The organism is Variovorax xiamenensis (genome assembly GCF_050916385.1).
Classification (GTDB): Bacteria; Pseudomonadota; Gammaproteobacteria; order Burkholderiales; family Burkholderiaceae_C; genus Variovorax.
The window spans coordinates 3,136,458-3,163,269 of the sequence record NZ_CP139038.1 but is presented as its reverse complement, the minus strand read 5'-3'; the positions used below and the strand labels follow the sequence as shown (position 1 = coordinate 3,163,269).

Here is a 26,812-nt window from a genome sequence, read left to right as displayed (position 1 = left end):
TGCACCCCACTGATGCCCTCGTGCGCTCCAGTAGATATCCAATGTCTTCCACGCAGACACGCCCGTGCATATCCTCCAGCAAGGAAACTTCGTCAGCTGTCCATCGGATTGTTGTGCGAGGCAAGACAGATCCCATCGATGTCCTATCGAGCCGGGCATTCTGGTGCTCTTAAGCGCGCTTGAAAAGTCAGTCTTCCGACGTACTTTCCCATCATTAGCCGAGCAAGATGAGCAGCGGGTGGCCCGGGCCGGTGCCACCGCAACGAAGGAGGCGCTGAAGCCGGAGTAGGCATACTTCAGCCCATACAAACAAAGAGGTGAAAATGCTCCGCCAATTGAAAACAGCCGAAGAGATTAGAGATGGCGTGTCGGAACGCCTGCACGCCACAAGACGCGTTGTAGATGACGGTGAGACGATCACTGTTCCGATGCCCACCAGACGCCCACCGGGCAGCGAAGAAGGTGGATGCAACTGGACGATGCTTACGTTCGGGAATGGAGCAAATTACCAAGCCGAAATTTCCGAAGCTGTTCGGTTTTTCATGCAGCGTTGGAATCTGGGCAACTAGCGTCATCGCGACACCTCGGTCCATTCGATCTTGCTGTCGGCTGCAATTGCGAGCCTCCCGGATATTAATGACAGGCAGGTAGTTGCCCATCGCCGGCGGCTGCTGGGATTCGAGAGCGTGACGGCTACTACCAGGTTGCGCTGGCGCGCATAGTCGACCGACTGCTGGGGGTGTATTTGCACCGTCTGAATCTCATTCGAGCATGCGGTCGGGCGACGTGTCGAGGAGGTTCAAAATACGACCTTTCACTTCAGGAACTCGACATGACGACGTTTGCCGTGACCGCGGTTCGATGGGCCGACGACAACATCACGCATGTGCTGATGGGGGAGGTGGTGAAAAGCGGGACGGTCTTCAAGGCCGAGCCGGTTGAACGTCCTGTGATTGACGCTGTCGATCGTCTTCGACGCGGCGACACCGTGGTTCTGAGCTTCCCGGGCGCTCTTCCTGGACCAGGACTGCGAGTGGTGGTAGCGCCCAACGGGGATGAAGGCATCGAAACGCTGCCCTTCGAGCTCCCCAACAAGACACTTCGAGACCTGCCGACCTTCTGAATGGCCAACCTCACCCGTGCCGCCGAGCAACTGCAACAGATGCGGGTGAAGGCATCGAGGCTCTGCCTTGGAGCATGGCCGGTAGATCACTTTGGCCCCGACGCTCACATTCAGAACGGCCACGCGTCTGAAAATGCATTCGCACCAATTACACTCAAAGCGGGGGAACAAACGGGGGAACATTTCTCATGCCAGCAAAGAGAATCGAACGCTGGCGCGGCCTGCAGCCTAGCCTTCAATCCCCTCCGGGGGCCAGCACCCATCTCAAGCAGTTCCAGACAAGAAAAGGCGAAGCTTGCCGCTCTCCTTTTCACTGGCTTGCATGCGAGAGCACCGGCAAATGCGGGTGCAACCCATCCAAGGAGCCACTTGTGACCGACATCATCGTTCTCAACGGCACATCAAGCGCTGGCAAGACGACCATCGCACGCGCACTGCGTACCGCACTCCCGAGCTTCTGGTACTACGCCTCCGACCAATTGGCCGACGCCGGTTTTCGCTCCCTCGTACCCGATAACGTGGAGCGCGAGCGCTTTTTCGACGGATTTCATCGCTCGATCGCAGCGTTTGCGGAGGCAGGCAATCCGCTTCTTGTCGAGCACATCGTCGAGTCCCGCGATTGGAGCGATGCCTTGTCGCGATTGCTTGCTTCTCACCGGGTCTTCTGGGTGGGCGTGCATGCCCCACTCGACGAACTCGAACGTCGCGAGCGGATGCGCAAGGACAGGCAAACCGGCGAAGCGCGTTTCCATCTGCGAACGCATGATTTCTGCCGCTACGACATGACGGTCGATTCGACCCGTCCGACAGCACAGGTCGTGTCGGACATCGTCGAAGCATGGAAACGATGGCGATCCATCGAACCCTCCAACGACGCGCCGAGCCCCTAGCTCCAAACGCGCTGACGCCCCCTCCTGAGGCAGGCATTTGCAGGCCGAATTTTCTGGTTCTGCGGACCACGCACATCGTGTTCCCTGGAGATTGCTCCCCGGTCTTCGGTAAAGGGCTCGCCTCGCGAAAGCGTTCGGGCGCGGCCATCCTTCGGCTACATTCCGCCGGTACCGCATCACCACCTCCGGCGGTCGAATGGATGCCGATGACGCATTCACACCCTCCGGAGATCGCAACCAACGGCTGGCTGCGGTGACTCAAGAACACACGCAAACCAACGCTTTGACAGGGAGCACGCATGATGATTACTTCCGGCATTCGCAGAGCCTGGGCTGGCGGATGCCTGCTGCTGGCGGTCCTGTCCGCTTTCGCTCAGCCACTGCCCCAGCCTCAAACGCAGCTCCAAGCGCCACCGCAGCCCCGGCTGCGAGCTCAACCGCCACTCGGCGTTCTGGACCTGAGCTACAAGGTCGGAAGGCCCACTTTCCCCGCCGCTGCCTACCGGGACATCAGCGCTTCGGAGTTCAGGTCGATGGTGCGCCAGGCCTTCCAGAAGTCGGGCTTCGCATTCGTCGCCGTAAACGAGCAGAAAGGCAAGTCGACGGTCTTCGAATTCAGGCTCGATGCCGATGCGAAGACGCGGCCGGCCGCAGTGGTTCTCGTGTCCACAGACGAACTGCTCGATGGCCGGAAAAAGTGCAGTCCCTGTTTCCTGAGGTTTGCCGAAGTCAGGAACGCGCAGGAGATCAAGGCGCTGCCATGGATGGCTCAGTACGACATGAGCGCGCGACTCGTCCCGGCAATCGACAAGGCCTACGCCACGATCGAGTCCGCCGGGCGCGAGCATCTCGATCCGTCGTTCAGCTTCAACTACAAGCGGCAGTGGGAAGGCGAACAGAACCTGTTCGGCAATTCGTTCGTCGGCATCAGCTTGCCCGCCCTCAGGGAGAGCATCGTTCGCGCCTATCGGAATGCCGGCTTCGTACCCGTTGAGGACGATGTCACTTCGAAAGCGCCCGAACTCGCGCTGACCTTCAGCTTTCCTGTGGATCCGGCCAAGGAAGGCGGCGTGGTCTACCAGATCAGGCTGCACAACCAGTACGACGCCGACGGGCACTGCCACCCCTGCGAGCTCACGGAGAACTACAACCCGTACCAACCGCTTCCTCCGGCGGGCTTGTCCGGGGTCCTGAGCCGAGCGACTCTCGAATCGAGGTTCACGGCCGCGCGGAATGCGGCATACGACAGCATGCGGACCGAACTCGAGCGCCATCTGCGGCCCCGCTCCGTGTTCTCGATTCCGCCCAAACCAGCCCCCTTGGGATCACCTCCGCCTGCGCCCACTCCGCCTGTCGTGACATGACAGCTCACGCGCAGCCTCTGCCAGGGAACATCGCGATGGCTACGGTGCGCCAGGAGCATTGGCTCATCTTCGGCAACCTGTTCGCGGCGCTCGCGGCCGGGGCCCTCGCCTCGTGGTCCACGCCCATGATGCTGGCCGTGCTCTACGTCGACATCTGGCTGCTGGCCAATCCCCATATCGTCGCGACCTACACGCGCATAGGCTCGATGTCGTCGCGCACTCTCCTGCGCTGGGCCCTGATCGTCGTCGCGCCCGTCGCGGTCCTGGCGGGATTGACGGTCGTTGCGCTCGCATATGAAGCGGCGGGGCTGTTCGGGCTGTATTTCGCGCTTCAGACCTTCCATGTCACCCGCCAGAGCTACGGCATCGCGAGGCGCCACGACCGTAGGCCCCAGGTGCCATTTCGCAACCTGCCCTACTTGCTGATCTACCTGCTCCCCGCATGGGGATACCTTCACCGCGGCGCGCAGGCGCCCGGCAGCTTCCTGGGCTATCCCATCTGGCTGCCACCCGTGCCCCAGGAGCTGGCCTTCGCTGCTGGCATCACAGCCATCGCCGGCTCACTGTGCTGGCTGGCGTGCCTGGGCTACACCAGGCGAGCGCAGCAGGCGGATACGTCCTTCGACAGCTTCGTGCTTTCGCATCTGGTGGTCTCGCTGATCGGCTACGTCTTGATCAGCGACATCACCGTGGGTTGGCTGGTGGTCAACGTCTGGCACAACATCCAGTACCTGGTGTTCGTCTATCGCCAGCGCCAACCCGGCGTCGCGACAGGCATCACAAGCGGCGAAGCATCGGGCGCCGCCGCGGCAGGCAGCAAATCGCTGGTCGAGAAACTAAGGCCACCAGCGACCTTCTTCATCGCATGTGCGATATGCGGCGCGCTCCTCTACACGGCCGCCAGCCGCGTTGGAGAAAGTCTTCTGTGGCTCGGGCTGCCGACGATCCTCATTGCGCACTTCACCCTGAACTTTCATCACTATCTGGCGGACGGGCTGATATGGAAGCGCCGTCGCGCAGGCCGCCTGTAGCCTGCTCTCTTTCGGCCAGTCCCGGTTCTCCGGCGACCTCAATTCAGCAGCGCCATCAAGCGACCTCACCAGCCGCCACGAACCTCCGCTCCCGCATCCATTTCGTCATGACCCACTTCTCCCCCCGGGTCACGGCCGCACTCGCATGCAGCGATCGCGCATCGACACGACCGCGCCCGTCGCAATATTCGAAATAGCAGGCGTTCCCGCGAATCGGCGAAACCGCAAGGCCGAGCTGAGGAAAGACAGTCTGCCCGCCTTCAGGCACATCGTTGAGATAAGTCACCAGCGTGCTCACGCGCTGCCCGCTTCGCACGATGGATTCGCGGTTGGCCGCATTGGCAGGTGCAAGGTAGTCATGGTGAGGCTCGCTGCCCGCGCCTGTCGGATAGTGCAGCACCTGCAGTCCCTCGCCGTTTTCCAGCGGCAGATTCATCAACGCCGAGAGGCGCCGATCGAGTCGGGCGACGAGGTCGTTCTCGCCGAGGCGGAAGAACATGCCCCAGCTTGCGCGCTTGTCGCTCACCACGTCGCGGCCGCTCATCGGGTCGACAAGGGTGGAAGGCTTCAGGCGCGGCCGGGCTATCTCGATGATGGCCTTGCATTCCTCGGCGTCGACCACATTGCCGAGCGCGGCGAAGACCGGGTCTTCGCTGCGCGAGTGCACGACGATTTCGCGGTCCGCCGCCAGGATTCGGGTGCCCGGCGCGAGCCTCGCCACCGGCCTTGAAGGAGCCTCGTCCCGCAGTTCGACGACGCCGTCCGGCATCGATCCGCCCCGCTGCCGCGCATCGACGAACGCCGCGACGATGGCATGCGCAGTGCGCTCGTTCATTCCCTGCCTCAGCATCGTGGCCACCAGCGCCTGCGGCAACTGGCCGGTGTCGAGGTTGTGCGTGAGCCAGCGGCCCAGGTCGGGCGAGAAGCGGACGACGGTGCTCATGCGCGCTTGCTGCGGATTCGACGTGGTGCACCGCGCATCAGACCGGCCCCATCTGGGCGACCCAGCCCTTGTCGCCACGCGTGAAGCCCTGTCGCAGCTGCAGCGGGCCGCCCGCGCCGTTCATGATGCGCGTGATCATCGGAAACACGCGCTGCGCGTCGGCGTTCTGCATCCACGGCGCCGATTCGACCTGGTAGGTGTAGCTCACCACCGCCAGCGGCCGGCGCGCGTCGGAGGTGTCGACCTTCACGTCGACGATCTTCTCGCGCTTGAGATGCGCCACGCAGAAGTCGTTGGCGTGCTCGGTGCCGTGGCTCGCGTGCGGATGCGGCTTGTAGAACTTGCGGCCGGCCTCGGTCAGCTCGAACCGCTTGACCGCGCCGTCCGGGTTCTCGCTGCTCTTCGGCGCGGCGACGATGGTGCTCTGTATCAGGCCCAGTTGCTCCATCACCGGGAACTGGATCGCATGGCGCGCGCCGGAGCCTGCCTCGGCTTCGGTCAGATCGATCGGCCAGTCGAACATGGCCAGGCAGATGTCGCCGCGCTGGGCCAGATATTCATCCAGCGGGGTAGCGAGGTTCTCGGCGGTGGGGGCATCGGTATCGCGACCGGCGCTGCAGGCGGCGAGCGCGCAGATCGCGGCGACGCCCGCCAGGGTCTTGAGCGAATTCAGGGTGCGCCGGCTCGGGCGGACAAAACGGAGATTCATGAGGGTTCTGATTGGTCTTCTTGGATGACAGGCATTGCGGATCGCGGACTCAGTGCTCGTCGAGCTCGTCCGCAACCCAGCCGTGCCGCGTCAGGTGAACGCCAAGGCGCACCTGCATCGTTCCCTCGCGCTGGATGGCGCGTGCCAGCAGCGGGAAGGCTTGCAGCACTTCGGGCGCCGCGGCCCAGGGCTCGGGCGCGACGCGATATGTGAACAGCAGCGAGGTCGCGGTGCGGCCATCGCGTGTCTGAGGCGGGTCCCAGCCGATCAGGCGATCCAGGCTCAGGGTGGCCGCGCAGAAGTCGGCCGGGTGCGTGATCGTCTGCGTCGTCGTGCGTATCACCACGGGCACCTGCAGGTAGTACTTGCGCCCCGCCTCGGTCAGTGCGTATTCGCGGGCCGGAGGCTGTGCGGCGACGACATCCTTGCCGATCACCAACCCGAGCTTCTCCAGCACCGGCATCTGCTGCGCATCGGGCTCGTGCGATCCGGCCGCGACCGTGATCGGCCAGGCGTACTTGGCCAGGCATACGTGGCCGCGCTGCGCGAGGTAGTCGTTGGTCGTCGCGGTGAAGTTGTCGCGGTTCGGGAAGCGGGCTTCCTCGTTGTCGCAACCGGTCAGTGAGACCAACAGCATCAGCACGAGCGCCACGGTGCCGCCGACGCTGAGCATCGATCGTCGATCGCTCTTCACTTCGCGCACCTGTCAGAGGTCGATGGCTTGGCGGAAGGCTGGTAGCCGTCGCTCAACGTGCCAAGGAAGCAGACCAGGTCGGCGATCTGCTGCGGCGTCATGGCCGGCGGGGAGCCCGGCGCGCGCGGCCGTGTGCCGCTGGCCAGGGTCTTGTCGCCGCCCTCGCCCGTGCCAAGCGGCACCTCTTCGTCGAGGCTGCCTTGCTGCGATTGCGGCAGGTCGTTGTACTTGTCGACGGTCGCACCGGACACGTGTGTGGGCTGCAGCGCCCAGGGCGGGTTCGCCTGCGGCGTGCCGGTGCCGTCGCTCCTGGCGGGGTACCAGTACTCCGGGTTGGTGTCACGCGTGTTGTAGAAGTTGACGACCTGCTCCAGCGAATGGAACACGCCGTTGTGGAAGAAGACGCCGCGCGACGCCACGTTGCGCAGCACCGGAACCTTGAACATGCCGCAGTACGGGTTCGCCGTGTCCGGCGTGGCGGGCATGTGGTCGGTGCGGAAGGGGCCGCACAGGCCCATGTCGAAATACTTCGGGTCGTCGTTGGCCGGAATGGGGTCGGGGTTGTTCGGAATCGACCTGTCGTTGCGCGGCGCGCCGAGGGCCTGGTAGGTGAAGTCGGTCATCAGGCCGGTGTTGCCGTTGAAGTTGGCGCCGGTGTAGTGGCAGCCCGAGCAGTTGGCGACGGCGCTGCTGTGGAACAGGACTTCGCCGCGCCGTTCGGCCGGCGTCAGCGCACCACCTACCTTGTTGGAGACGTAGAGGTCGTACTTGCTGCTGTACGGGTGGAAGCTCAGGTCCTCGGTCTCCAGCGCCTGGATCGCCGTGCCGAGGGCGCTGAACGCGGTGTCGGTGTCGTCGAACACACCGGCGCCGAAGGCCTTCCTGAACAAGTCGGCATAGGTGCCGTTGCGCACGGCGTTCACGACCGCTTCCTTCGAGCTGTTGTTCATCTCGACCGGGTTCAGCAGCGGCATCGCGGCCTGTGCCGCCAGGGTCGACGCGCGGCCATCCCACATCAGGCCGCCGCCGGGCGAGTTGGAAGTCACGCCGTCGGGGTTCGGCGCGTTGTCGTCGTAGGCGGGCGTCGATTCGCGATAGCGCAGCGAAGGCACGGCGCGCGCGCCGGCCTGCGTGATGTCGGAGCCCAGCTGCACCGAGATGCTGTTGGGCGGGCCGTAGGCGTATTGCGGGTCATGGCAGCTCGCGCACGACATGTTCCGGCCGCCCGAGAGGTTCTTGTCGAAGAACGCCAGTTGCCCGACCTGGGCGGCCGGGCTCAGGGCCGGCGCGCGCGGAGTGCTGCCTGCTGTCGTCGCAGCGCCCTTGTCTTCACAGGCCACCAGACACCAGAGCACTGCCGAGAGCGCCATGGCGAGCGGGACCGCTTTTTCCATTGCCAGATTCATCATTCACCGTTGCACCCGCGGGAGCGAGCGGCCGTGTCACGCAGACTTGCCGGTTCGCCCTGCGGGATCGAGGAAGCCGGGACAACGCCCGGCTCTATCCCGTCCTGAAACCGGGATGGGAATGCGAGCCGGCAGGACGGCGGAAATCGCTTTCCGCCGCCCCCGGCTCGCGACTTGCCTTGCTACTGCTTGACCGCCCAGACGCTGCTCTGGGTCGCATCAGGCCCCACCTGCGGCGTGATCTGGCCTTCGAGCTTGCCCGTGAGGGTGTCGACCTGCCCGACGATGTCGGCCGCGTACAGCTTCTGCGTGTAGTTGGCCGGGATCACGTAGGCGTGGTTGATCGGTCGCACCGAGTCGAAGTGCGTGTCCGCGCTGCCCGCGAACTCCGGCAGCGCCGTGATGTTGGCCGTGATGAACGCCTCCGTGTACTTGGCGCGGTTCAGGTACGACGCATCGACGGCGGGGTCGGCCACCTGGAACATGTCCTGCAGCGTGCGCAGGAACGAGAAGTGGCTGTAGGAGTCGCTGTCCACGACCTGCTTCTTCGCCGTGCCCACGTCCTGCTGGTTGCTGATGATCCCGAAGATCGAGTTGCCGTGGCCGAAGTTGCCGGAAGAGTAGTTGGCCGGCGGCGTGGTGGCCGTGGCCTTGCCGCTCGCGTCCACGGTCACCGGCGCGGCGCCGGAGTTCTTGCCGCCCGCGTTCCAGCCGCAGCACGAGCCGTTGCTGCCGCCCTCGCCTTCGTCGTACATCACGACGATCGCGACGCGCTTTTGCGGGTTGTTCCACAGCGCCGAGCTCTGGATCTTCTTGACCACCATGCCCAGGTAGATGTCGGCGCGCATGACGCCGTTGGCCTGGCCGTTGTTGTTGCTCACGCAGCTCGTGTCGCTGCCGACGCCGTGCATGTCGTCGCACTGGTCGGGAACGATGAAGTTGATGTTGCCCACGTCGCCCGTGGCCAGGTCCTTGCTGAACTGGTCGTAGACCCAGCCGCTGGGCACCGGATAGGCCTTGGACTTGAGCCAGTCCGCTTCCTGGTACTGCGTGCCGAAGATGGTGCGGTTGGTGGCCACGAACTCGGGCAGGTTGCGCGCGTCCTGGTAGGCGATCGACGGGCCGTGCTTGACCTTGTACAGGCCACCCACCACCGCGAAGTTGGCTGTGCCGGTGAGGTTGGGCGTGGAGCCGTCGAGATTGGTGAAGCCGTTCAGGCGACTGCCGGCGTCGTAGGTGGCGGTCACGGCCGTGTCGGCGATACTGTCGGCGCGCACGTCCTGGCCCGGGTTCATCGACTCGCTGTAGGTGCGGATGGTGCGGCCCGTCTTCGACATCAGCGAGAACAGGTTGGCGCCGGGGATGTTGTGCACGGTGCCGCCGGTCGGGGCGTCGCCGCAGGTCGTGCTGGCCGCGCTGTAGCCGGCGCGAGTGGCGCTGCCGGCCGGCGGCAGATTGCCCTGGGAAGGCAGCGGCTGGCCGTCGGAGGCCGTGCCGCCAGCGAAGGCGACGTCGGTCACGGCGTAGGGCGTGCCGGCGACGGCGCCGCAGCCGAACCAGTTGTCGTCGGTGATGCCGAAGTCGTCGCCGCCGCCCAGCGCGGTGTAGTTCGGCTCGGACGGGTTGCCGGTCGAGTAATACGTGCTGAGCTGGTTGTACTTGTTCAGGATGTAGTTGATGTTCACGGCCCGCGAGTTGCCCACGATCACGTCGGTCGACTTGTTCTCCTCGATGACCACGAAGATGTTGTCGTAGGCCGGCACGCCTTCCACGTTGAAGGCCGCCTGCTGCGCCTGCGCGAAGGTGATGGGCGCCTGCTTCTGCGTCGGCGCCGAGGGGGTGACGGCCGTGCCGTCCTTGTTGGTGATCGTGACGCCCGACAGGCCGACGAGTCGCGGATCGCCGCCGGCAACGGCCAGGTTGTCGGGGAACAGGTCCTTGCGGTCGAGCTTGGTCGTCGCGTAGGTGTAGCGGTTGGTCAGCTGGTTGTCTTCGAAGAGCGCCGCGTACTGGGTGGCGCCGCTCAGGGCGTTGACGTCTGCCAGCGGATCGGTGAACGCGGCCGTGCCGAGGTTGAAGGCCGGCCCGTTGAGGCGGGCGACGAGGTTGGCCTTCTCGGCCGCGTAGCTGCTGCCGTTGGCTTCGACCAGGCGCTGCGCTTCGCTCGACAGCGGGCTGATGACGATCTTGCCCGCGCCCTGGTCGGCGATCTGGGCGGCCGAGGCGCGCAGGACCAGATGGCTCGCCACGGCCGCGCCGGTCGCGGTGTTGATGGCCGAGGTGCCGATGTCGGCCACCAGTTGCCCGGCCTGGGTGGTGGTCAGCGTGAACTTGCCGCTGGCGTCGGTCACGGCCGAGTCTTCGCCGCTGTCGAGCACGCCGTTGCCGTTGGCATCGACGAAGACGGTTGCCTTCTGGTAGTAGCCGGCCTTCAGCGTCGGATTGCCGGTGCTGCTGCCCGGCACGTAGCCGCTGGCCGCGACCACGCCGCTGAAGGTCGTGGGCGTAGCGCCCGTCGTGCTCGTCGGCGGAGTGGTGACGGGGAAGAAGCCGCTGCTTCCGCCTCCGCCGCCACCGCAGGCGGCGAGCACGCAGGCCGCGACCGTCGTCAAGGACGAGAGCAGAATTTTCCTGTCGAAAATGGTCATATATCTTGGGGCAGTGAGTTATTGATGGTTTTGGGCAACCTGCGAGAAAAACCCGGTCGTGCTGCTTTCTCATTACGAAAGCTCGGATCGAGGAGGAATGTAGAAATAGCCGGTGACATTTGTGTGTCAATAGCGCCCGATCGGCCGTCAATCGCTCAAAATCCGATCCATTCTTTTTTCAATTCAAATCAACCTGACCGCAAGCTGACTTCAGAATTAGAAGAGCATTAGCAATACGGGTTGAAAGAATTTTGAAAGCAAAACGGGACAACGGCAGCCCCGGCGGTTGCCTGCCACATCGCCAGGCGAGCCAAGCCGGCTGCGGCGGCCACGCAGCTTTCGGCGCCGCCGCACCGATAATTGCAGCCCGCCGGTCAGTGCCGAGTCAGAATTAATTCGCTCCCGGAAATTTCAGGCGATCTCAGTATTGATTGCCTGATTTATCGAATCAATCGCCCCCCGATACCTGCATTTTTCGCGGCAATAAATTCACGAGAACATCATATTCAGACCATAAAGTCTGCGCCTTCCGGAGTTGCACGCAATTCCGGAAAAAGAATTTGATGCACCCTGAATTCAAATACCATGAAAAAGCAGACTTCCTTCAACGAAGAAAATATCAGCCTGAATCAATTGGCTTCAGTTCCGGAAAACAGGCGCCGGGAGTTGCTGAAGCTGATGCTGGCCGGCTCCGTCACCGGGATGGCAGTCGCACTGCCCGGGTGCGGCGGTGGCGGCTCCGGTGCAGGCACGTTTCCGCTGGCGGGAACGGGCGGCTCATCGACGGATGGATCGGCGTCAGGCGGATCGCCAGCCAATGCATCGCCGCCGGCAAGTCCCGGCACTGCGTCCCAAAAGACTTCGAGCTTCACGATCTCGGTGCTTCCGGACACCCAGTTCTATCCGCGCTATGCATCTGAAAAGATGGGCGAGCTCTACCAGAAGCTGTACTCGGGCATAGACCCGAAATACGACAACCCATTCAAGAGCCAGACGCAATGGATTGCCCAGCATGCCGGGCAGCTGAAGATGCCGTTCACCATCCATCTGGGCGATATCGTCGACCAGTCGTGGTACTACACGTCGGAGGGTTCGTCGCCCTGGAGCACTTCCACCGACCTCGTGGGCAACGGCCAGCTCGGCAACGGCAAGGTCACTAAGGAATGGGAGCTCGCGAGCCAGGCGATGCAGGTGCTCGAGACGGCCAAGTGCCCCTACTCCATCTGCGCGGGCAACCATGACGTGGGCGCCATCGGCTCCGACATGCAATGGGGCCCCGACTGGGGCGTAGGCGTCACGGGCTTCGCCAACAACGACGGCTACCAGGACGGCGGCAGCCATCGCGTGGGCCTGTTCGAGCCCTACCTGCAGGTGTTTCCCGCCGACCGTGCGAAGCAGCAGGCCACCTTCGGAGGCAGGCACTCGTCGGGCTTTCACGAGTACCACGTCTTCGAAGCCGTGGGAAACAGGTTTCTCGTGCTGTCGATGTCGTGGCGGGCTTCGGACGACGCGATCAGCTGGGCCAACCAGGTCATCCAGGCCAACAAGACGGTCCCCGTCATCCTCGTCAATCACCAGCTGGTCGGCATCGGCAGCGACGGGAAGACCGCGGCGGACACCGCCTACTCGAACTACATGTGGGACAAGCTGATCAAGGACAACGACCAGATCTTCATGGCGGTCAGCGGCCACTACCACGGCTCGTGCATCAGCACGAAGAAGAACTCGCGCGGCAACGACGTGCACCTGATGGTGGTGGACTACCAGATGGCCTACATGGGCGGCAACGGCCTCATGCGCATGTTCGAGTTCGACCTGACCAACAGGAAGATCGTCGCCAGCTCGTTCTCGCCGTGGGTGCCCCTGAAGCCCGCCGCGACGCTCAACGAGTTCGACGCCGCCTGGCTGTCGGATTCGAACCAGTCGTTTTCGCTGAACATGGACTTCGTGCAGCGGTTTTCCTCCTTCAGTCCCGGCTTCTCCGTGCCCGCCGGGACGACGGACAGCAGTCTGACCGACGCGGCAAAGAAGCTCATCCTGACGAACTACAGCCAGCCTCCGCAGAAGGCGGCCGCCCTTCCGTCGGGCCCAGACGACTACCCGAAGGTCGACAACACGCTCGCCCACTGGCGCTTCTTCAGTGCCACGGCGGCCGAGGGAGATCTCTTTCCCTATCAGCCGGGACAGCAGATCCAGGACATCTCCGCGGGAGGCAAGAACCCGATCTCGGTGAACACATGGGCAGGGCAATCCGGCGACCTCGTCTGGTCGAAAAGCCATCACCCGCTGTCGGCCGCGCCCGGAAGCCTGCGCTTCCTGAACGCCACGAAGACGAGGTTCTCCTACTTCACGACCGACCAGGCTTCGGCGCTGAACGTGGAGACCTTCCCCAAGGGCTACACCATCGAGGCCTTCGTGTACATCGACGCGGGCTTCGACGCGACCAGGAACGGCTGGATGGGCATCCTGTACCGCCTGGGCGCGCGATCGAACCTGCCCGGCTTCGCGTCGGACGATGGCGACTGCGCGCTGATGTTCGCCTTCTCGAACCTGATGGAGTTCCAGTGGGAAGTCGCTCCCGTGAACCAGGCGACCAACCTCACCTGCTGGTCGGGCGGTGTCTCGGCGGGCCAATGGCTGCACGTCGCCATAGTCAACGATCCTGCCGCCTCGTATGCGACCACCATGTACGTGGAGGGCGCGCCCGTCCTGCGCAACAACACGAACATGCAGGGCATCCAGTTCGTGGCTCCGACGCAGCAGCTCGCCATCGGCTGCGGGCAGTGGGCCGGCAACATGTCGACGGGCTTCCTGGGAAGCATCGGCGAGATCCGCATCGTCGGCGTACCCCTGACGTCCGACAAGTGGCTGACGGCCCGGGCGTCCTGACCGGCCCCGTGCTGCGCTGAGCGAGGAAGCCGGTGGCGATGAACCCGTCGCCGCCGGTCCTTTCCCCCTCTCCCAATTTCTCCCCAAGTGGCGCCATAGGCTGGGCTTCCTCAATATCGGAAGGAACCAGACCTGCATGCGATACACCACCCGCAAACTCACCACCGCCGCCACGGCCGCCATCGTTGCCGTGTCGTCCGCACTCGGCGGCTGCGTGGTCGCTCCGCCGCCGGCCGCCGCCCGCGTGACGCTGGCCCCCGGCTCGCCGCTGCCGCCCGGCTACCAGGGCGAGGCCTACGTCGTGAGCGACTGGCAATCCCGGGGCCTCTACGAGCCGCCGCAGGGCTACGGCTGGCGCTATGTCGATGGCCAGTACGTTCTTGTGGCCGTCGCCACCGGGATCATCGCCGCGGCCTTCCTGGGTGCACTCTTCGGTCACGGCGGCCATGGAGGGCCGGGGCCGGGCTTCGGCCCCCGCTAGCCCGAAAGCAGTTCCGCCGGCAGGACACCGAATTTGCTCGACGCACTCCGCGCCCTGTGGGCCGCACTGATCGCCATCGGCCACTTCCTCGGCTGGCTGCTGAACCTGCTATCGTGAAGACGACGGCGATCAGCCTGCCGCGGGCCCCTGCGGCTCTCCCAGCGACAGCATCAGCCGGTTCGCCCAGTTGAAGAATGCCGCGCCATGGATGACGTCGGCTATGGCGAGATCGTCGAGCCCCTGCGTGCGCAGTTGCGCCACGTGCTCGGGCCCGAAGGTGGGCGGCGTGGCCGACAGCGCGACCGAAGCCGCGACGATCGCATTCCAGCGCTCGCCCAGGTCGGCCTTCACGCCCTCGTCGAGCAGCCGCTGCACGTCGTCCGTGCGCTGCGAGAAATGCGAAGCGAAGCGCGCGTGCACCGACGCGCAGTAGATGCAGCCGTTGTAACGCGACGCCGCGGCGGCCGAGAGTTCGCGCTCGGCGCGCGGCAGGCCGGCTTCGGGGTTGTAGAAGATGTCTTTGTCGGTGCGCGTGCGCGCGCCCAGGATGTCGGGGTCGCGCGCCAGCAGGCGGAAGTACGGCGACTTCGCGCGCGACGCGTCCACCAGGCCTTCGAAATGCCGCTCGGTCAGCTCGGCCTCGGGCAGCGGCTCCAGCCAGGGCAGCCATTCGAGCTGTGCCTGCGTGAAGGCGTTCGGATGAATGTTCTCGGAGTGGTTCAGCACGGATTCGGCGCTCATGTATGTTTCTCGCTCTGCTCGCTCAATCGACAAGGGTGACGGGCCGCTGCGCCAGCGCCCGCAGGCCGGCGACGACGCGGATCTGGAACGCGAGAAAGGCCACGAGCTGCGACAGCGTCACGATCTCGGTGCTGGACCAGCCTGCATCCAGCAGCAACCGCAGCGCGGCGGCGCTCGAATCGCGCGGATGGAAGACGAGCAGGTGCGCATGCTCGAGCGCGGCCGAGAGCCGTTCGCCAAGCACCTCGCGCCCTGCAGCGCTCACCGCGTATGAAGGACCGCTCGCATCCTCCGCGCTGAGCGGCCCGGCGGGATAGCGGCCGTAGGGGCCCTGCGCCGCGCCGAGCTTCGTCTCGGCGGCTACGGCTTCGCTCACGCCCGCGCGGGCGCCCTGCTCCGCGAGCGCATCGGCATAGAAGCGCGCCACGTCGACCTGCCCGTGCAGCCCCGCAACGAAGGCCGCGACAGCGAGCCGGTCGGCAATTTCGAAATGGCCGAACACGGGCGGCGCCGGCGCGAACAGCGCGAGGTAGCTCTGCTGCGCATGGGTTCGCGCCTGCTCGCGATGCGCACGGATGCGATCGAGATGGCTGCCGGGCTCGATGCCGGCGAGTCGGTCGATGACGTCCGGCACTGCGCGTGCGGTGGGAGAAGAGACGATGGCGTTCATGAAAGGAGAGAGAGGAAAGGAAGAAGGAGCGCGGCTAGAGAAGCGCAAGGGATCGAAGGTCCGACGCGCCCGCCCCGCTCGTCCAGCCCAGGGCCGGCGCGACCACGGTGGCGGTCAGCTCGATGGAGCGCAGGATCGCCTCGTGCGGCGGATCGACGGAGTGCACCTGGCAGACCAGGTCGGTCACGCGCGCGAGCGTGCTGTCGGCGCGCAGCGAGGCGATCACGTCGTCGGGCGAGCCGACGTGCACGTCGTAGGCGGCGATCAGCTCTTCGAGCGGCGCATCGGGTCCGGCGCGATCGGCCAGGCCGGCCTGCCCCGAGGCCGCGAAGCGTGCCGCCGAGCGGCGCAGGCCGATGTCGGCCAGTCGCAGCGCTTCCTTGCGCGTGTCCGCCACGAACACGCTGCGCGAACCCACGATGCGCGGCGTGCGGCCCGGAGGCAGCGCGGCCAGGTAGGCATCGACGATCGGGTTCTGGATCTCGGCGAGCGATGCATGCGGTGCGTGCTCCGGACGCGGCTGTGTGCGCGAGAGCATCAGGCCGTCGCCGGCCTCCCCTGCGCGCGTGCCGCCGCTCACCGAAAACGTCGCCTGCCAGATGCGGCCCAGCAGTTGCTCGCCCGAGGGGTACAGCGTGTCGCCGCCCGCCAGCGGCCGCCCGGCCCAGGCCGAGCGCACAGCGGCGAGCTGCTTCGCGAAAAGTGCCGAACGATCGTTGCCGTCCAGCCCGAAGGCCGCGAAGGACTCGGGCGTGCCGCCCGTTCCAACGCCCACTTCGAGCCGGCCGCCCGAGAGCAGGTCCAGCACGATCGCGTCCTCGGCCACGCGCACGGCGTTTTCGAGCGGCAGCGTGACGATGCCGGTGCCCAGGCGAATGCGCCGCGTGCGCGAGGCCACGTAGGCCAGGAAGACGAAGGGCGAAGGCAGTCCGCCCTCGTGCTCGTGGAAGTGGTGCTGCGCCACCCAGGCCGAATCGAAGCCGAAGGCCTCGGCGTGGGCGATCTGGGCGGCGACGAGGCGGTAGCGCTCCGCAGCGGGTGCGTCGTCGAGCAGGCGGCTGAAGAAGCCGAGGCGAAGTGAGCGCGGTGGGCGCGGTGGTTTGTGGGGAATGCCGGGCATCCGGAAAAGAAGGCTGTGTTGTGGTGGCCTTCGAGTCTTGCCCGGGATGCGGTCCGCAGGGAAATCCGCTTATCGCGCTTGCTTATGCGCTTTGCGCGTATCGGCTGCCGTTCACTCGGTCGTCCGGTCCGTGGCCGTGCAGACGCGGTTGCGGCCGGCCATCTTGGCCGCGTAGAGGGCCCTGTCGGCGGCCTGGATCAGCTCCTTCGGCGGTTGCCGGGTGTCGGCGGGGCTCAGGGCCTCCACGCCTGCGCTCAGGGTCACGAAGCCGTCGGGGGCGCCGGCGTGCACGATCTCCAGGTCGCGCACCGCGCTGCGGATCTTTTCCGCGAGAACGGCAGCTGCCGCCACGTCGGTGTTGGGCAGCAGCACGGCCAGCTCCTCTCCGCCGTAGCGGGCGGCCAGGTCACCCGGGCGCCGGGCCGCGAGCTCGGAGATCGTGCGGCCGATGGTCTGCAGGCACTCGTCTCCGGCCGTGTGGCCGTAGATGTCGTTGTACTGCTTGAAGCAGTCGACATCGAGCAGTATCAGCGCCAGCGTGCTGGCGTCGCGCATGGCGCGACTGAATTCGCTGTCGAGCGTCACGTCGAACTGCCGGCGGTTCGCCAGGCCCGTGAGGCCATCTTCCATGGCGAGGGTGTTCAGGGTCTTGTTGAGCTTTTCCAGCGCGTCGCGCGCGCGCCGCAGCTCGGCCTCGGTCTTGTTCTGCAGCTCCATCTGCCTGACCAGCCGCCAGCCCACGAAGCCGACGATCGAGACCAGCAGGATGACGCCGCCGGTGTGCCAGAGCGTCTCGTTCCACCACTCGGCCAGGATCTCGTCCTTGGAGAGCGCCGCTCCGACGAAGAGCGGATAGTTGGAAAGGCGCCGGAAGCTGTTCAGGCGCGTGATGCCGTCCTGCGACGACTTGATCTCGGCCGTCCCGACCGGCCCCATGGTCCTGTAGGCGCGGTAGAGCGCGGTGTCCAGCATGTTCCGCCCGACCATCTCGGCGCTGAACGGCCGGCGCGTCATCATCGTTCCGGTGTCGAGGATGAGGGCAACGGCACCGGCCTGGCCGATGTCGAGGCTGTCGTAGAACCTGGTGAAGAACTCGACGTCGATGGTCGCGAGCGCCACGCCACCGAAGCTGCCGTCGGCGTTGTCGATGCGCCGCGAGACGGGCACGAGCAGCTTGCCGTTGGTGCGGCTCTTCACCGGTATGCCGATGTGCGGCCCCCGGTCTTCGTGCTCGCGATGGAAGATGAAGTACTCGCGCTCGGCGTTGTTCAGGTTCTGCGGCCGCACCTGCCGCGAATTCACGACCCAGTTGCCGTCCTTGTCGTAGACGTGAATCGCGTCGAGCTGCGGGAGTTCGGCCACCCGCATCGCGAGCACCTTGTGAAGCCGCTCGACGGCAGCGGGCCCCGTGCCGTCGTACTCGACACGCTCGACGACGCCGATGAGCGCGGTGTCGGCCTCCTTGATCGTGTCGTCCGCCTGCTGCGCCATCGCTCGCGCCAGGTTTGACGTGGCAACGCTCATCTGCTTGAGCTGGACCGCTCGCGACTGCCAGCTGTTCCAGCAGTCGAGCGCCACGAGGGCGAGGCAGACGACGGCCACGAAGGCCGTGGTCCGGAAGGTGATGGAAGGTCGACGAAACAAGATCTGCTTTCGAGGCATTGAGGTCTGAAGCGCCTCGCCGACTTTGACACATCTGCGACCGGATCTGCAGCAACCCGGCGCGGCCGTCAGCTACCGCCCGGGAAGCGGCCGCCCGGCTCAGACCGGACGTACGTCGAAGAACGCCTCGTCCGTGTCGCCCAGGTCGCGAAAGCCTGCGGTGCGCGCCGCGTCGTAGGCCTTGGCCCAGCGCTTGGCCATCGCGATTTCTGCTTTAGACAGGTCGCTCTCGCTCGACTCGCTCGCGTTCTGGAAGGCCCGCAGTGCCTCGATCACGTCGGCGCCGAGCTGCCGGTCGATCTCGCGCCGGAAGCGCTGCTCCGCCACCTTCACGGCATCGGCCACCGGGTGCGAATAGTCCGCAAGCCTGACGGTGTAGGCCACCCGCTCTTCGACTTCGACGTCTTCGAAGCGGAATGGCTCGTCAGGCTCCGCCCGCGGGAAGGACGGCTGCGGCAACGGCGCCGGAACATGCTGGCGGGACAAGGCAATGGGCAAGGCGGCTGCCGCTGCTGCAGCAGCGCCCCGCGGGAAGAAAAGCTCGAACTGGTTCATGGTTCATCGCCCCGGCGCGCAGGTACGCACCGATCCGGGCTCGTAGCCAAAGACTGGATGAATATACAGTCTTTGGCCACTGTTAACCAGCCCATCGCGGGCCGGCATTGCCGATCGACTCAGCGGCGGTCGTAGATCATCCGCCAGACGTTGCACCCGTTCGGGCAGGCAGGGCTCACCGGGCTCGGGCTCGGCTGTGCGGCTGCGATGGGGGTTGCGAGGAGGGAAAGATCGGCAGGATCGCTGCCCGGCGACGGAGTGCCGCCGACGACGAGGGCAGTCACGCTGACCGCCACCACTTTTGTAACCATCAACATGATCGTCTCCAGCAGTTGGTCACAAATTCAAGATAGACCTGCCGAAGACAAAAATCGCGAGGATTTACCCTCGATACCACCGCCCTGCACCGTCCACGCAGACAGTGCGCCCCCTACTCTCCGGTAGCGGGCCTCGGGTCGTCGTGCGGTCCACGAGGAGGCTCCACAGCCTCCCCCGCCTCCACATAGTTCAACTCGATCGGATGAACGATGGACGCCACCGGCTCGCCATCGAAGCGGACCAGCAGGTACTCGCCGCTGGCGCCCGTGATGGCGCCGAACCTTCCCTGGAGCTCGACCCTGCCGCCGCGCCGGGCGGGCACCTTGAAGCGCATTCGGATGTACGGAAGACCCACGCGGAAATACTCGACCATGCCAACTCCCTGACTCGTTTGTCGTCGTTCGGTCGAGGGAGTTGCGGCGCCTCTCACGGGCTGGCCACGCAACATCGATGACCGCTCGCCGCAATTTCGTCGGAGCCATATCCGGCGCGTGTCAGCCGGAATCGCTCACCGCTGACAGCCGCCGGGCATTCGGCGGGCGCGCCGAAGCCGTTCAGCGGAGGTTGCCGAAGGCGTTTTCTTCTTCTGTGACGATCGTGTCGTCGGCCTCCTCCCGAGGTCCGACATTCAGGTCTTCCGAGAGCCCCTTCAGCACGACATAGCCCGCCTGCAGTGCTTCGGCATAGGTGTGGAAGCCCTTGGCCGCCTCCATCAGCGGTTCGAACTCCATCGAGTTGTCGAACGACTCCAGCAGCACCCAGAAATATTCGCCCTCGTCGTGTTGGTCGACGGTCAGGGCGATGGAGATAAGTTGACCAGCCATGCCGCGCATGGTGGCGCGCCCAAATGACAGGCCCAAGAAGCGGACATGAACGTTCGGCTTCGTGCGCGACTGCTCGAAAACACTACATCCCTTCGTCCAAAAGGCCTTCACGCGACAACGCGGGATCGGCGATGCTCAGCACATGCCGATTGCAAATTCACGTCCTCCCGCGCGCTCCGGATGGCGCGTCGCCGCGCTGGCCTACACGGTCACCGGCGTCGTCTGCATCCTGGCCTGCGCGGTCGCGCCCGACAGCGACGTGAGCCTGCTCATCGCCATCGCCGGCGGGCTGCCCTGGTCGCTGAGCCTGCTGACGCTGGGCCTGTCGCCCGGCGTGGCCGACACCGCACTGCTCATGCTCGCCGCGAGCTGGTCGGTCAATGTCGCGCTGCTGTGGTGGCTGGCGCTGCGCCGGCCGGGGCAGCACGGGCCGTCGCACCCCGTCTGACACAGCCCTCCGTGGCATCGGCATCCGGCGCGGCGCCGAACCATTGCGCCGGCGCATCACAGCTATATCGCACGCCCCCTTCCAGTCGGGCCGCCGCGCGCGCAAGCTCCTTCCAGCCCATTCTTTCAACTGGATTCACAAGGAGCTATCCGATGTTCGCGATGCAGTACTCGCACAGGCTTCCGGCCGACTACGACATGCAGATCATCCGCGAGCGGGCCGCCCGGCGCGGGCCGCTGTGGGACGACACCGAGGGCCTGGCCTTCAAGGCCTTCGTCTCGCGGGAACGCGGCCGGCACGGGGCTGCGGGGCATGTCTACGCGTCGGTGTACCTGTGGCTCGACGCTTCGGCGGCAACACGCTTTCTCATGGGAGATCGCTTCCAGGCCGTGATCGACTCCTTCGGCCGGCCACGCGTGGAAACATGGCTGCCGCTGGATGCGCGCGCCGGCACCGACCACGCGCGGAAGGCAACGTGGCTGCTGCGGGAAGAACGTGCGCTGGATGCCGGCGCCGACCGCGCAGCGCTCCACGCGGCGGAAGTCGAGGCCAACCGGCAACGCGCCGCCGGAGCAGGCATCGTCGCGGTCTGGACGGCACTCGACCTCGATGCCTGGCGGCTGGTTCGCTTCACCCTGTCGGCACACGAACCCGGGACAACGGATGGAAGCACGCTCTACGAGGTGCTGCATCTCGCCAGGCCGGGAATCGGGGCTCTGGCGTGAAGCCGCCTCGCCGTTCGGAACGTTCGGAGATGTGGCTGGCCCATCTCGCCGGTGTATGCGTAACCGGCGCCCTGCTCTGCGCAGCGGCGGCACTCGCAGCCGCCGTGATGCACAGCCTTGCCAGCCGGTAGATGCCGCCGCTTACGCCGCGGTCGAACGGATCGCCGCGGCCAGCGTGCGCAGCGCACTGCGCGCCTGCGCATCGGTCGCGCTGGCGTGCATCACCACGTCGCGCGAGGGCAGCGGAGGCAGGCCCAGCGCAGCCCCCACGTCGACTGTGCCGAGCGGCGCCACGCGACGCCCCAGCGCGGCCACCGCCAGCCCCGCCGAAACGGCCGCGCCCACCGTCAGCACGCCGCCGCCCACGAACACCTCGGTCCAGGGCACGCCGCCTTCGGCCAACGCGGCCACGGCCATGCTGCGCACGCTGCAGGGTTCGGCCTGCGTGGCCAGGCGCAGCGGCTCGCCGGAGCGATGCGTGAAATCGGGGGCGGCCATCCAGCCGAACTGCTCCTGCAGCAGCACCTCGCCATCGAGGCGGCGGCTGTCGTGCCGCAGAATGACCACCGCATCGATCGCGCCGCGGTCGAAGGCATCGAGCAGCTCCCGCGAGGTGGAGACACGCACCTCCATCACCACCCTCGGCTCCGCGTCCTTCACCTGCCGCAACAGCAGCGGCAGCTCTGCGCCGACGATGTGATGGCTGATGCCGACCACCAGCCGGCGCTGCTGCGTGCCGAAGGATTCGAGCGCGCCATGGTGCGCGGCAAGCAGCAGCCGCGCGGACGGCAGGAAGGCCATGCCCTCGGCGGACAGCCGCACCAGGCGCGGCGTGCGCTCGAGCAGCCGGCGTGCCAGAGCCTCTTCGAGCCGCTTCACCTTGAGGCTGACGGCCGACTGGGAACTGTCCATGGCCTCGGCCGCGCGGGTGAAGCTCTTGAGGTCGGCAACGTGTACGAAAGCCTGCACGGCCTCGATGTCGAGCGCTTTCATCGGGGGCCGGCCATTTGGGAAACTACGATGGATCGGTCGAACATTTCGATGCGATCATTTCACAGCACAAGCATCCGTGCATTGCCCGTGCAGCAGGCACGCCCTCGCGCAATCACCCCGCAACCAATCCAGCAAAGGCTCCTTTCGATGTTCCAGGACCAGCAAGTCAACGCGCCGCTGATCGGCGTTCCCGGCGGCCGCCATCTGCTCGACACGCCCGCCCTGCTGGTCGACCTGCCCGCGCTGACGCGCAACATCGAGCGCATGGCCGCCTTCGCCAAGGCGCGCGGCGTGAACCTGCGACCGCACGTGAAGACGCACAAGTCGGTCGAGATCGCGCGCCGCCAGGTGGCGGCGGGCGCCATCGGTGTGAGCTGCGTCACGCTGGGCGAGGCGGAGGTGATGGTCCAGGGCGGCATTCCGGGCGTGCTCGTCACCTCGCCCGCGGTCACGCCGAGCAAGATCGCGCGGCTCGTCAAGCTGGCGCAGCGGGCGCGTCCGGGCGACGTGATGGTGGTGGTCGACAACCCGCAGAACCTTGCCGACCTGGCGCGCGCCGCAAGCGAGCTCACGCATCCGCTCGACGTGCTGGTGGACTACGGCGCGGGCTACAACCGCACCGGCTGCGCCACGCAGGCCAAGGTGCTCGAACTGGCCGCGCTGGCTGCCGCCGAGCCGCGCCTGCGGCTGCGCGGCCTGCAGTCGTACGCGGGCAACCTGCAGCACATCGTGGCGCGCGAGGAGCGCAGCGCCGCGGCCGCCGGCCTGCGCGAGACCGTGGCGGGCATCGTCGCGGCGGCGCGGCGCCAGGGCCTGAACTTCGACATCGTCACGGGCGCGGGCACCGGCACGCACGACCTCGATTCGCAGGAGAACGCCTTCACCGAGCTGCAGGCCGGCTCGTACGTTTTCATGGACGCCGAGTACTCACGTGTGCTCGCCGACGGCGACCGACCCTCGCCCTTCGAGACTTCGCTCTTCGTGCAGACGGCGGTGGTCAGCACGAATGCGGCCGACTGGGTGACGGTGGACGGCGGCACCAAGTGCTTCTCCACCGACAGCGGCGTGCCGCTGGTGGCGAAGGGCGCGGATGCCGCGAGCCGCTATGCCTTCTTCGGTGACGAACACGGCAAGCTGATGCCGCCACAGGGTTCGTCGGCACCGAGGCCGACGCTGGGCGCACGGGTGGAGTTCGTCACTCCGCACTGCGATCCGACGGTCAACCTGCACGACGCGTACCACGTGGTCGAAGGCGGCACGCTGGTCGCGATCTGGCCGGTGGACGCTCGCGGCAGGCGCTAGCGGCGTCAGCCACCGAAGGCTGGCTGGCGGCATAAGAAAACTCGAAAAGCGTATTTCACAAGCGCCGCGCCGCGGGGGACAGTCGGACGCTGTTTCTTCTTTCCAGGCGCCCTTCGAGGCCGCCCCGCCTCCATGGAATCCATCCAAGCACCGACGCGCCCCGCGGCGCCCCTCATTGCGCCATCCGCGCAGCAACTCGCCGCACGCTTCAGGCCCGTCTTCCAGCGCATCGCCGAACACGCGGCTCGGCGCGAGAACGATCGCGAACTCGCCTACGAACCCGTGGCCTGGCTCAACGCCGAGCGCTTCGGCGCCCTGCGCGTGCCTGTCGAGCATGGCGGCCTCGGCGGCTCGGTGGAACAGCTCTACGACCTGCTCATCGAACTCGGCGAGGCCGACTCCAACCTGCCGCAGATCCTGCGCGCGCACTTCGGCTTCATCGAACGGCTGCTGGCGGAAATCGACCCCGCCCTGCACGGCCCGTGGATGCGTCTCGCGGCCGAGGGTGTGATCTTCGGCAATGCCACCACCGAGCTCGGCGACGGCTCGCTCAAGACGCTGCAGACCACGCTGAAGCGCGACGGCGATGCATGGCGGCTCGACGGCGACAAGTTCTACAGCACCGGCACGCTGTACGCCGACTGGATCTCGGTCTCGGCCCAGCGCCTGAACGACGACGGCAGCAGCGACCGCGTGATCGCCCTCGTGCCGGTCGAGGCGCAGGGCGTGGAGCGCGTGGACGACTGGCGCGGCTTCGGCCAGCGGCTGAGCGCGTCGGGCACCACGCGCTTTCGCAACGTGCGCGTGAAGCCCGAGAACGTGCTGCTGTACGTGCGCGACCAGCCCACGCCGCTGACCGCGCACTTCCAGCTCACGCACCTGGCCACGCTCGCGGGCATCGCGCGCGCCATCGTGCGCGACGCGGTGGCCTTCGTGCAGCCGCGCAAGCGCATCTACAGCCACGGCAGCGGCGACACGCCGCGCGAAGACCCGCTGGTGCAGCAGGTCGTCGGCCAGCTCGCGAGCACGGCCTTCATCGCGGCTTCCACCGTGCAGGCGGTGGCACGCGGCCTGGGCGAAGTCGATCGCTTCCGCCAACGCGGCGAGGCCGTGCCCGAGAGCCTGCTGTTCGAAGTGGAACTGAACACCGCCAAGGCGCAGGCCGGCATCGTCGACGCGGTGCTGCAGGCGGGCACGCGGCTTTTCGACGTCGGCGGCGCCTCGGCGCTGCAGGAAGACCGCCGGCTCGACCGGCACTGGCGCAACGCGCGCACGCTCGCATCGCATAACCCGACCATCTACAAGGGGCGCGTGGTCGGCAACCACCTGCTCAACGGGGCGAGGCCGACTTTCTACTGGGCGGTGGGGAGCGCTTAAAGTCACGGGTCCTCCAACGGACCCGTTTCTTTCTCATGCGCCGATTGCTGCCCGCCCTTCTTGCTCTCGTCATCGCCGGTTGCGCGACGCCACAGACCGGCGTGCTGCGCCTCAACGACGGCGTCTTCAGGGCGGCGAGCCAGCAGGAAGCGGAGGCCTATTGCCGCAAGGACGGGAACCCGATCCGGTTCCTGACGCAGGCCGATGCACCGACCACGCCGGGCAGCGGCGTGCTCTTCAGGTGCGACTGAAGGATCGAGACGGCGGCAGCGGTTGACGCGACGCCGTCAGACGCGCGGAAGCGCCGCCAGGAAGGTGGACACGACGATCGCCGCGGCCCGGTCGAGCTGCAGGATGTCCGCGACGTCGAAGGCGTGCGGCGCGGTGCGTCCACTCGAACCGAGTGGCTTGCGGATCTCGACAAGAACTTCGGCCGCCAGCTCGCGGTCGCTGCGCGGCCGGCCGTCGGGGTGCATCACCCATTCGTCGACTTGATCGAATGGAATGCTGCGGAAGACTCCCACTATGGGGATGTACTTGTAGCGATCCTCGCCCACCAGGATGGGCACGCTGAGGTTACAAAAAAACGTGGTCGTCGACATGCAGGATCGCCGTCGCTAAGCAAAGCTTTCAATTGTTAATGAGTGCGCTGTCTGGAGCCATCCTCCGTCGGAGCTATCGGCGAGGGAGACGTGACCTTCTGCACACAAATTGCCTCCATCCTCGACGACTCCCGCCCTAAAACAACCACTTTATTCTTACATAAAGATACACCAAATGGGGTTTGGTGTTGTTTTCGGCCGTTCGAGCCCGGATTGAAGGGCTGCCGAACGACAGATGCAGGCGTAACCGGGCCCGCGTAAGACGCAGGGCTGTCAGGGTGCGCGAAGAACAGCGCCGGCGGCCCGGGGGATTACCCGGCCGCGTGTTCACCCGGCAACGATGGGGCGCTTGAGGTGGGCTGCAGCACCGGCAGCCCGGCGGATCGATATCAGGCGGGCGTGCTGAAACGCGGCGCGCGCCGCTCGATGTTGGCCTTCACGGCCTCGACCTGGTTCGGACTGCCGATCAGCGCCTTCTGCTCCACCGACTCGGCCAGCAGCAGTTCGGCAGCGCTCTGCGAGAGCGACGCGTTCAGCAGACGCTTGCCGGCACGGATCGCGTCGGGGCTCTTGAGTGCGATCTCGCGCGCCATCCGCAGCGCATCGGCGAGCGGATCGGCCGAGACGCGGGTGGCGAAGCCGATGCGCAGCGCCTCTTCGCCCGAGAAGATGCGCCCGGTGAATGTGAGCTCGCGCACCACGTCGCTGCGAGCGAGTTCGCGCATCAGCACCATGCCGGCCATGTCTGGCACCAGGCCCCACTTGATTTCCATCACCGACAGCTTCGTGTCGGGCGCGACGATGCGGACGTCCGCCCCCAGCGCCACCTGCAGGCCGCCGCCGAAGGCCACGCCGTGCACCGCGGCAATGACCGGCACCGGCACCTCGCGCCAGACCATCGCCACCTGCTGAGCGGCATTCGAGATGCCATGGGTGCGCACCACCAGGTCCGCCCCGGCTGCCCCCTCGCCCAGAATGCCGGAACCCGCGCCCTGCTGCTGCATGCGCTCGAACGAGGCCATGTCGAGCCCCGCGCAGAACGCCTTGCCGCGGCCCGAGATCACCACCGCGCGCGCTGCCTTGTCGTCGCGCAGCGCCTCGCCGGCCTCGATCAGCGCATCGAACATCGCCGGGTCGAGCGCGTTCATCTTGTCGGCGCGGGCGAGCTGCAGTTCCACGACGCCGTCGGCGTGGCGGGTCCATTCGATGCGGTCGGTCATTCGATGTCTCCTGGGCGGTTGCCGCGCCAGTATCGCCGGGCACGGCCACAGGCGATGATGGCGGCTGTCGCCAACAC

General features: G+C 66.2%; 29 protein-coding genes. 11 read left to right on the top strand and 18 right to left on the bottom strand.

Translation table 11 applies throughout. The annotated features are described in order from the left end of the window. Positions 1 to 296: 296 nt before the first annotated feature. Positions 297 to 659: a hypothetical protein gene (locus tag SFB74_RS14305; RefSeq protein WP_432731447.1), complete on the bottom strand. Its 363-nt coding sequence runs from the start codon at positions 657 to 659 to the stop codon at positions 297 to 299. 173 nt (positions 660 to 832) lie between these two features. Here SFB74_RS14305 and SFB74_RS14300 point away from each other — a divergent pair, with 173 nt between their 5' ends. The 4 genes from SFB74_RS14300 (at position 833) to SFB74_RS14285 (ending at position 4,408) form a co-directional block, all read left to right on the top strand. Further along, complete coding sequence (locus SFB74_RS14300; RefSeq protein WP_432731446.1) at positions 833 to 1,123, top strand: hypothetical protein; 291 nt, start codon at positions 833 to 835, stop codon at positions 1,121 to 1,123. 371 nt (positions 1,124 to 1,494) lie between these two features. Continuing rightward, complete coding sequence (locus SFB74_RS14295; protein WP_432731445.1) at positions 1,495 to 2,013, top strand: chloramphenicol phosphotransferase CPT family protein; 519 nt, start codon at positions 1,495 to 1,497, stop codon at positions 2,011 to 2,013. Positions 2,014 to 2,312: 299 nt separating this feature from the next. Beyond that, the gene (locus SFB74_RS14290; RefSeq protein ID WP_432731444.1) at positions 2,313 to 3,377 is read left to right on the top strand and encodes a hypothetical protein; all 1,065 of its coding nucleotides are present in this window, start codon (positions 2,313 to 2,315) and stop codon (positions 3,375 to 3,377) included. Between the two features lie 35 nt (positions 3,378 to 3,412). Then, on the top strand, positions 3,413 to 4,408 hold the full coding sequence (locus SFB74_RS14285) for a hypothetical protein (RefSeq protein WP_432731443.1): 996 nt from the start codon (positions 3,413 to 3,415) through the stop codon (positions 4,406 to 4,408). A gap of 55 nt (positions 4,409 to 4,463) precedes the next feature. Here the strand turns inward: SFB74_RS14285 and SFB74_RS14280 are convergent, their stop codons facing one another. The 6 genes from SFB74_RS14280 to SFB74_RS14255 form a co-directional block, all read right to left on the bottom strand. Further along, the gene (locus tag SFB74_RS14280) at positions 4,464 to 5,351 is read right to left on the bottom strand and encodes a 2OG-Fe(II) oxygenase (protein WP_432731442.1); all 888 of its coding nucleotides are present in this window, start codon (positions 5,349 to 5,351) and stop codon (positions 4,464 to 4,466) included. A 37-nt stretch (positions 5,352 to 5,388) separates the two neighbouring features. Then, positions 5,389 to 6,060 (bottom strand): hypothetical protein, encoded by a 672-nt coding sequence (locus tag SFB74_RS14275; RefSeq protein WP_432731441.1) that lies wholly within the window; start codon positions 6,058 to 6,060, stop codon positions 5,389 to 5,391. Between the two features lie 49 nt (positions 6,061 to 6,109). Further along, on the bottom strand, positions 6,110 to 6,733 hold the full coding sequence (locus SFB74_RS14270) for a hypothetical protein (RefSeq protein WP_432731440.1): 624 nt from the start codon (positions 6,731 to 6,733) through the stop codon (positions 6,110 to 6,112). Positions 6,734 to 6,750: 17 nt separating this feature from the next. Continuing rightward, positions 6,751 to 8,148: a cytochrome-c peroxidase gene (locus tag SFB74_RS14265; RefSeq protein ID WP_432731439.1), complete on the bottom strand. Its 1,398-nt coding sequence runs from the start codon at positions 8,146 to 8,148 to the stop codon at positions 6,751 to 6,753. Between the two features lie 194 nt (positions 8,149 to 8,342). Next, positions 8,343 to 10,808, bottom strand: a complete 2,466-nt coding sequence (locus tag SFB74_RS14260) for an alkaline phosphatase family protein (RefSeq protein ID WP_432731438.1) — start codon at positions 10,806 to 10,808, stop codon at positions 8,343 to 8,345. A gap of 629 nt (positions 10,809 to 11,437) precedes the next feature. Further along, the gene (locus SFB74_RS14255; RefSeq protein ID WP_432731437.1) at positions 11,438 to 11,680 is read right to left on the bottom strand and encodes a hypothetical protein; all 243 of its coding nucleotides are present in this window, start codon (positions 11,678 to 11,680) and stop codon (positions 11,438 to 11,440) included. Positions 11,681 to 11,687: 7 nt separating this feature from the next. Between SFB74_RS14255 and SFB74_RS14250 the strand changes: the two genes are divergently transcribed. Both SFB74_RS14250 and SFB74_RS14245 read left to right on the top strand, forming a co-directional pair. Then, entirely contained in the window at positions 11,688 to 13,697 is a 2,010-nt protein-coding gene (locus SFB74_RS14250; RefSeq protein WP_432731436.1) for a LamG-like jellyroll fold domain-containing protein, read from the top strand. A 136-nt stretch (positions 13,698 to 13,833) separates the two neighbouring features. Continuing rightward, entirely contained in the window at positions 13,834 to 14,178 is a 345-nt protein-coding gene (locus SFB74_RS14245; protein ID WP_432731435.1) for an RcnB family protein, read from the top strand. 129 nt (positions 14,179 to 14,307) lie between these two features. Here the strand turns inward: SFB74_RS14245 and SFB74_RS14240 are convergent, their stop codons facing one another. The 8 genes from SFB74_RS14240 to SFB74_RS14205 form a co-directional block, all read right to left on the bottom strand. After that, positions 14,308 to 14,919: an alkylhydroperoxidase domain protein gene (locus SFB74_RS14240; RefSeq protein WP_432731434.1), complete on the bottom strand. Its 612-nt coding sequence runs from the start codon at positions 14,917 to 14,919 to the stop codon at positions 14,308 to 14,310. 22 nt (positions 14,920 to 14,941) lie between these two features. Then, the gene (locus SFB74_RS14235) at positions 14,942 to 15,589 is read right to left on the bottom strand and encodes a CMD domain protein (protein WP_432731433.1); all 648 of its coding nucleotides are present in this window, start codon (positions 15,587 to 15,589) and stop codon (positions 14,942 to 14,944) included. 34 nt (positions 15,590 to 15,623) lie between these two features. Next, entirely contained in the window at positions 15,624 to 16,709 is a 1,086-nt protein-coding gene (locus tag SFB74_RS14230) for a putative FMN-dependent luciferase-like monooxygenase (protein WP_432731432.1), read from the bottom strand. A gap of 111 nt (positions 16,710 to 16,820) precedes the next feature. Then, positions 16,821 to 18,353, bottom strand: coding sequence for a diguanylate cyclase domain-containing protein (locus SFB74_RS14225; protein WP_432731431.1), 1,533 nt, complete (start codon positions 18,351 to 18,353; stop codon positions 16,821 to 16,823). 117 nt (positions 18,354 to 18,470) lie between these two features. Further along, a complete protein-coding gene (locus SFB74_RS14220) occupies positions 18,471 to 18,926 on the bottom strand; it encodes a hypothetical protein (protein ID WP_432731430.1) in 456 nt (151 codons plus the stop codon). A gap of 119 nt (positions 18,927 to 19,045) precedes the next feature. After that, entirely contained in the window at positions 19,046 to 19,243 is a 198-nt protein-coding gene (locus SFB74_RS14215) for a hypothetical protein (RefSeq protein ID WP_432731429.1), read from the bottom strand. 113 nt (positions 19,244 to 19,356) lie between these two features. Next, entirely contained in the window at positions 19,357 to 19,617 is a 261-nt protein-coding gene (locus SFB74_RS14210) for a hypothetical protein (protein WP_432731428.1), read from the bottom strand. A gap of 181 nt (positions 19,618 to 19,798) precedes the next feature. Further along, positions 19,799 to 20,077 (bottom strand): hypothetical protein, encoded by a 279-nt coding sequence (locus SFB74_RS14205; protein WP_432731427.1) that lies wholly within the window; start codon positions 20,075 to 20,077, stop codon positions 19,799 to 19,801. 133 nt (positions 20,078 to 20,210) lie between these two features. On the opposite strand from SFB74_RS14205, the gene SFB74_RS14200 reads away from it, so the two are divergent. Together SFB74_RS14200 and SFB74_RS14195 are read left to right on the top strand one after the other, a co-directional pair. After that, positions 20,211 to 20,516, top strand: coding sequence for a hypothetical protein (locus tag SFB74_RS14200; protein ID WP_432731426.1), 306 nt, complete (start codon positions 20,211 to 20,213; stop codon positions 20,514 to 20,516). A 152-nt stretch (positions 20,517 to 20,668) separates the two neighbouring features. Beyond that, complete coding sequence (locus tag SFB74_RS14195) at positions 20,669 to 21,241, top strand: DUF4865 family protein (RefSeq protein WP_432731425.1); 573 nt, start codon at positions 20,669 to 20,671, stop codon at positions 21,239 to 21,241. A gap of 141 nt (positions 21,242 to 21,382) precedes the next feature. Here the strand turns inward: SFB74_RS14195 and SFB74_RS14190 are convergent, their stop codons facing one another. Further along, positions 21,383 to 22,234, bottom strand: coding sequence for a LysR family transcriptional regulator (locus SFB74_RS14190; protein WP_432731424.1), 852 nt, complete (start codon positions 22,232 to 22,234; stop codon positions 21,383 to 21,385). A 147-nt stretch (positions 22,235 to 22,381) separates the two neighbouring features. Here SFB74_RS14190 and SFB74_RS14185 point away from each other — a divergent pair, with 147 nt between their 5' ends. The 3 genes from SFB74_RS14185 (at position 22,382) to SFB74_RS14175 (ending at position 25,164) form a co-directional block, all read left to right on the top strand. Further along, complete coding sequence (locus SFB74_RS14185) at positions 22,382 to 23,536, top strand: DSD1 family PLP-dependent enzyme (RefSeq protein ID WP_432731423.1); 1,155 nt, start codon at positions 22,382 to 22,384, stop codon at positions 23,534 to 23,536. A 132-nt stretch (positions 23,537 to 23,668) separates the two neighbouring features. Next, a complete protein-coding gene (locus SFB74_RS14180) occupies positions 23,669 to 24,913 on the top strand; it encodes an acyl-CoA dehydrogenase family protein (protein ID WP_432731422.1) in 1,245 nt (414 codons plus the stop codon). A gap of 35 nt (positions 24,914 to 24,948) precedes the next feature. Continuing rightward, positions 24,949 to 25,164, top strand: coding sequence for a hypothetical protein (locus tag SFB74_RS14175; protein WP_432731421.1), 216 nt, complete (start codon positions 24,949 to 24,951; stop codon positions 25,162 to 25,164). Between the two features lie 36 nt (positions 25,165 to 25,200). On the opposite strand, the gene SFB74_RS14170 is transcribed toward SFB74_RS14175, so the two are convergent. After that, entirely contained in the window at positions 25,201 to 25,515 is a 315-nt protein-coding gene (locus tag SFB74_RS14170) for a hypothetical protein (protein WP_093201457.1), read from the bottom strand. Between the two features lie 389 nt (positions 25,516 to 25,904). Further along, positions 25,905 to 26,735, bottom strand: a complete 831-nt coding sequence (locus tag SFB74_RS14165) for a crotonase/enoyl-CoA hydratase family protein (RefSeq protein WP_432731420.1) — start codon at positions 26,733 to 26,735, stop codon at positions 25,905 to 25,907. Positions 26,736 to 26,812: the final 77 nt, after the last annotated feature.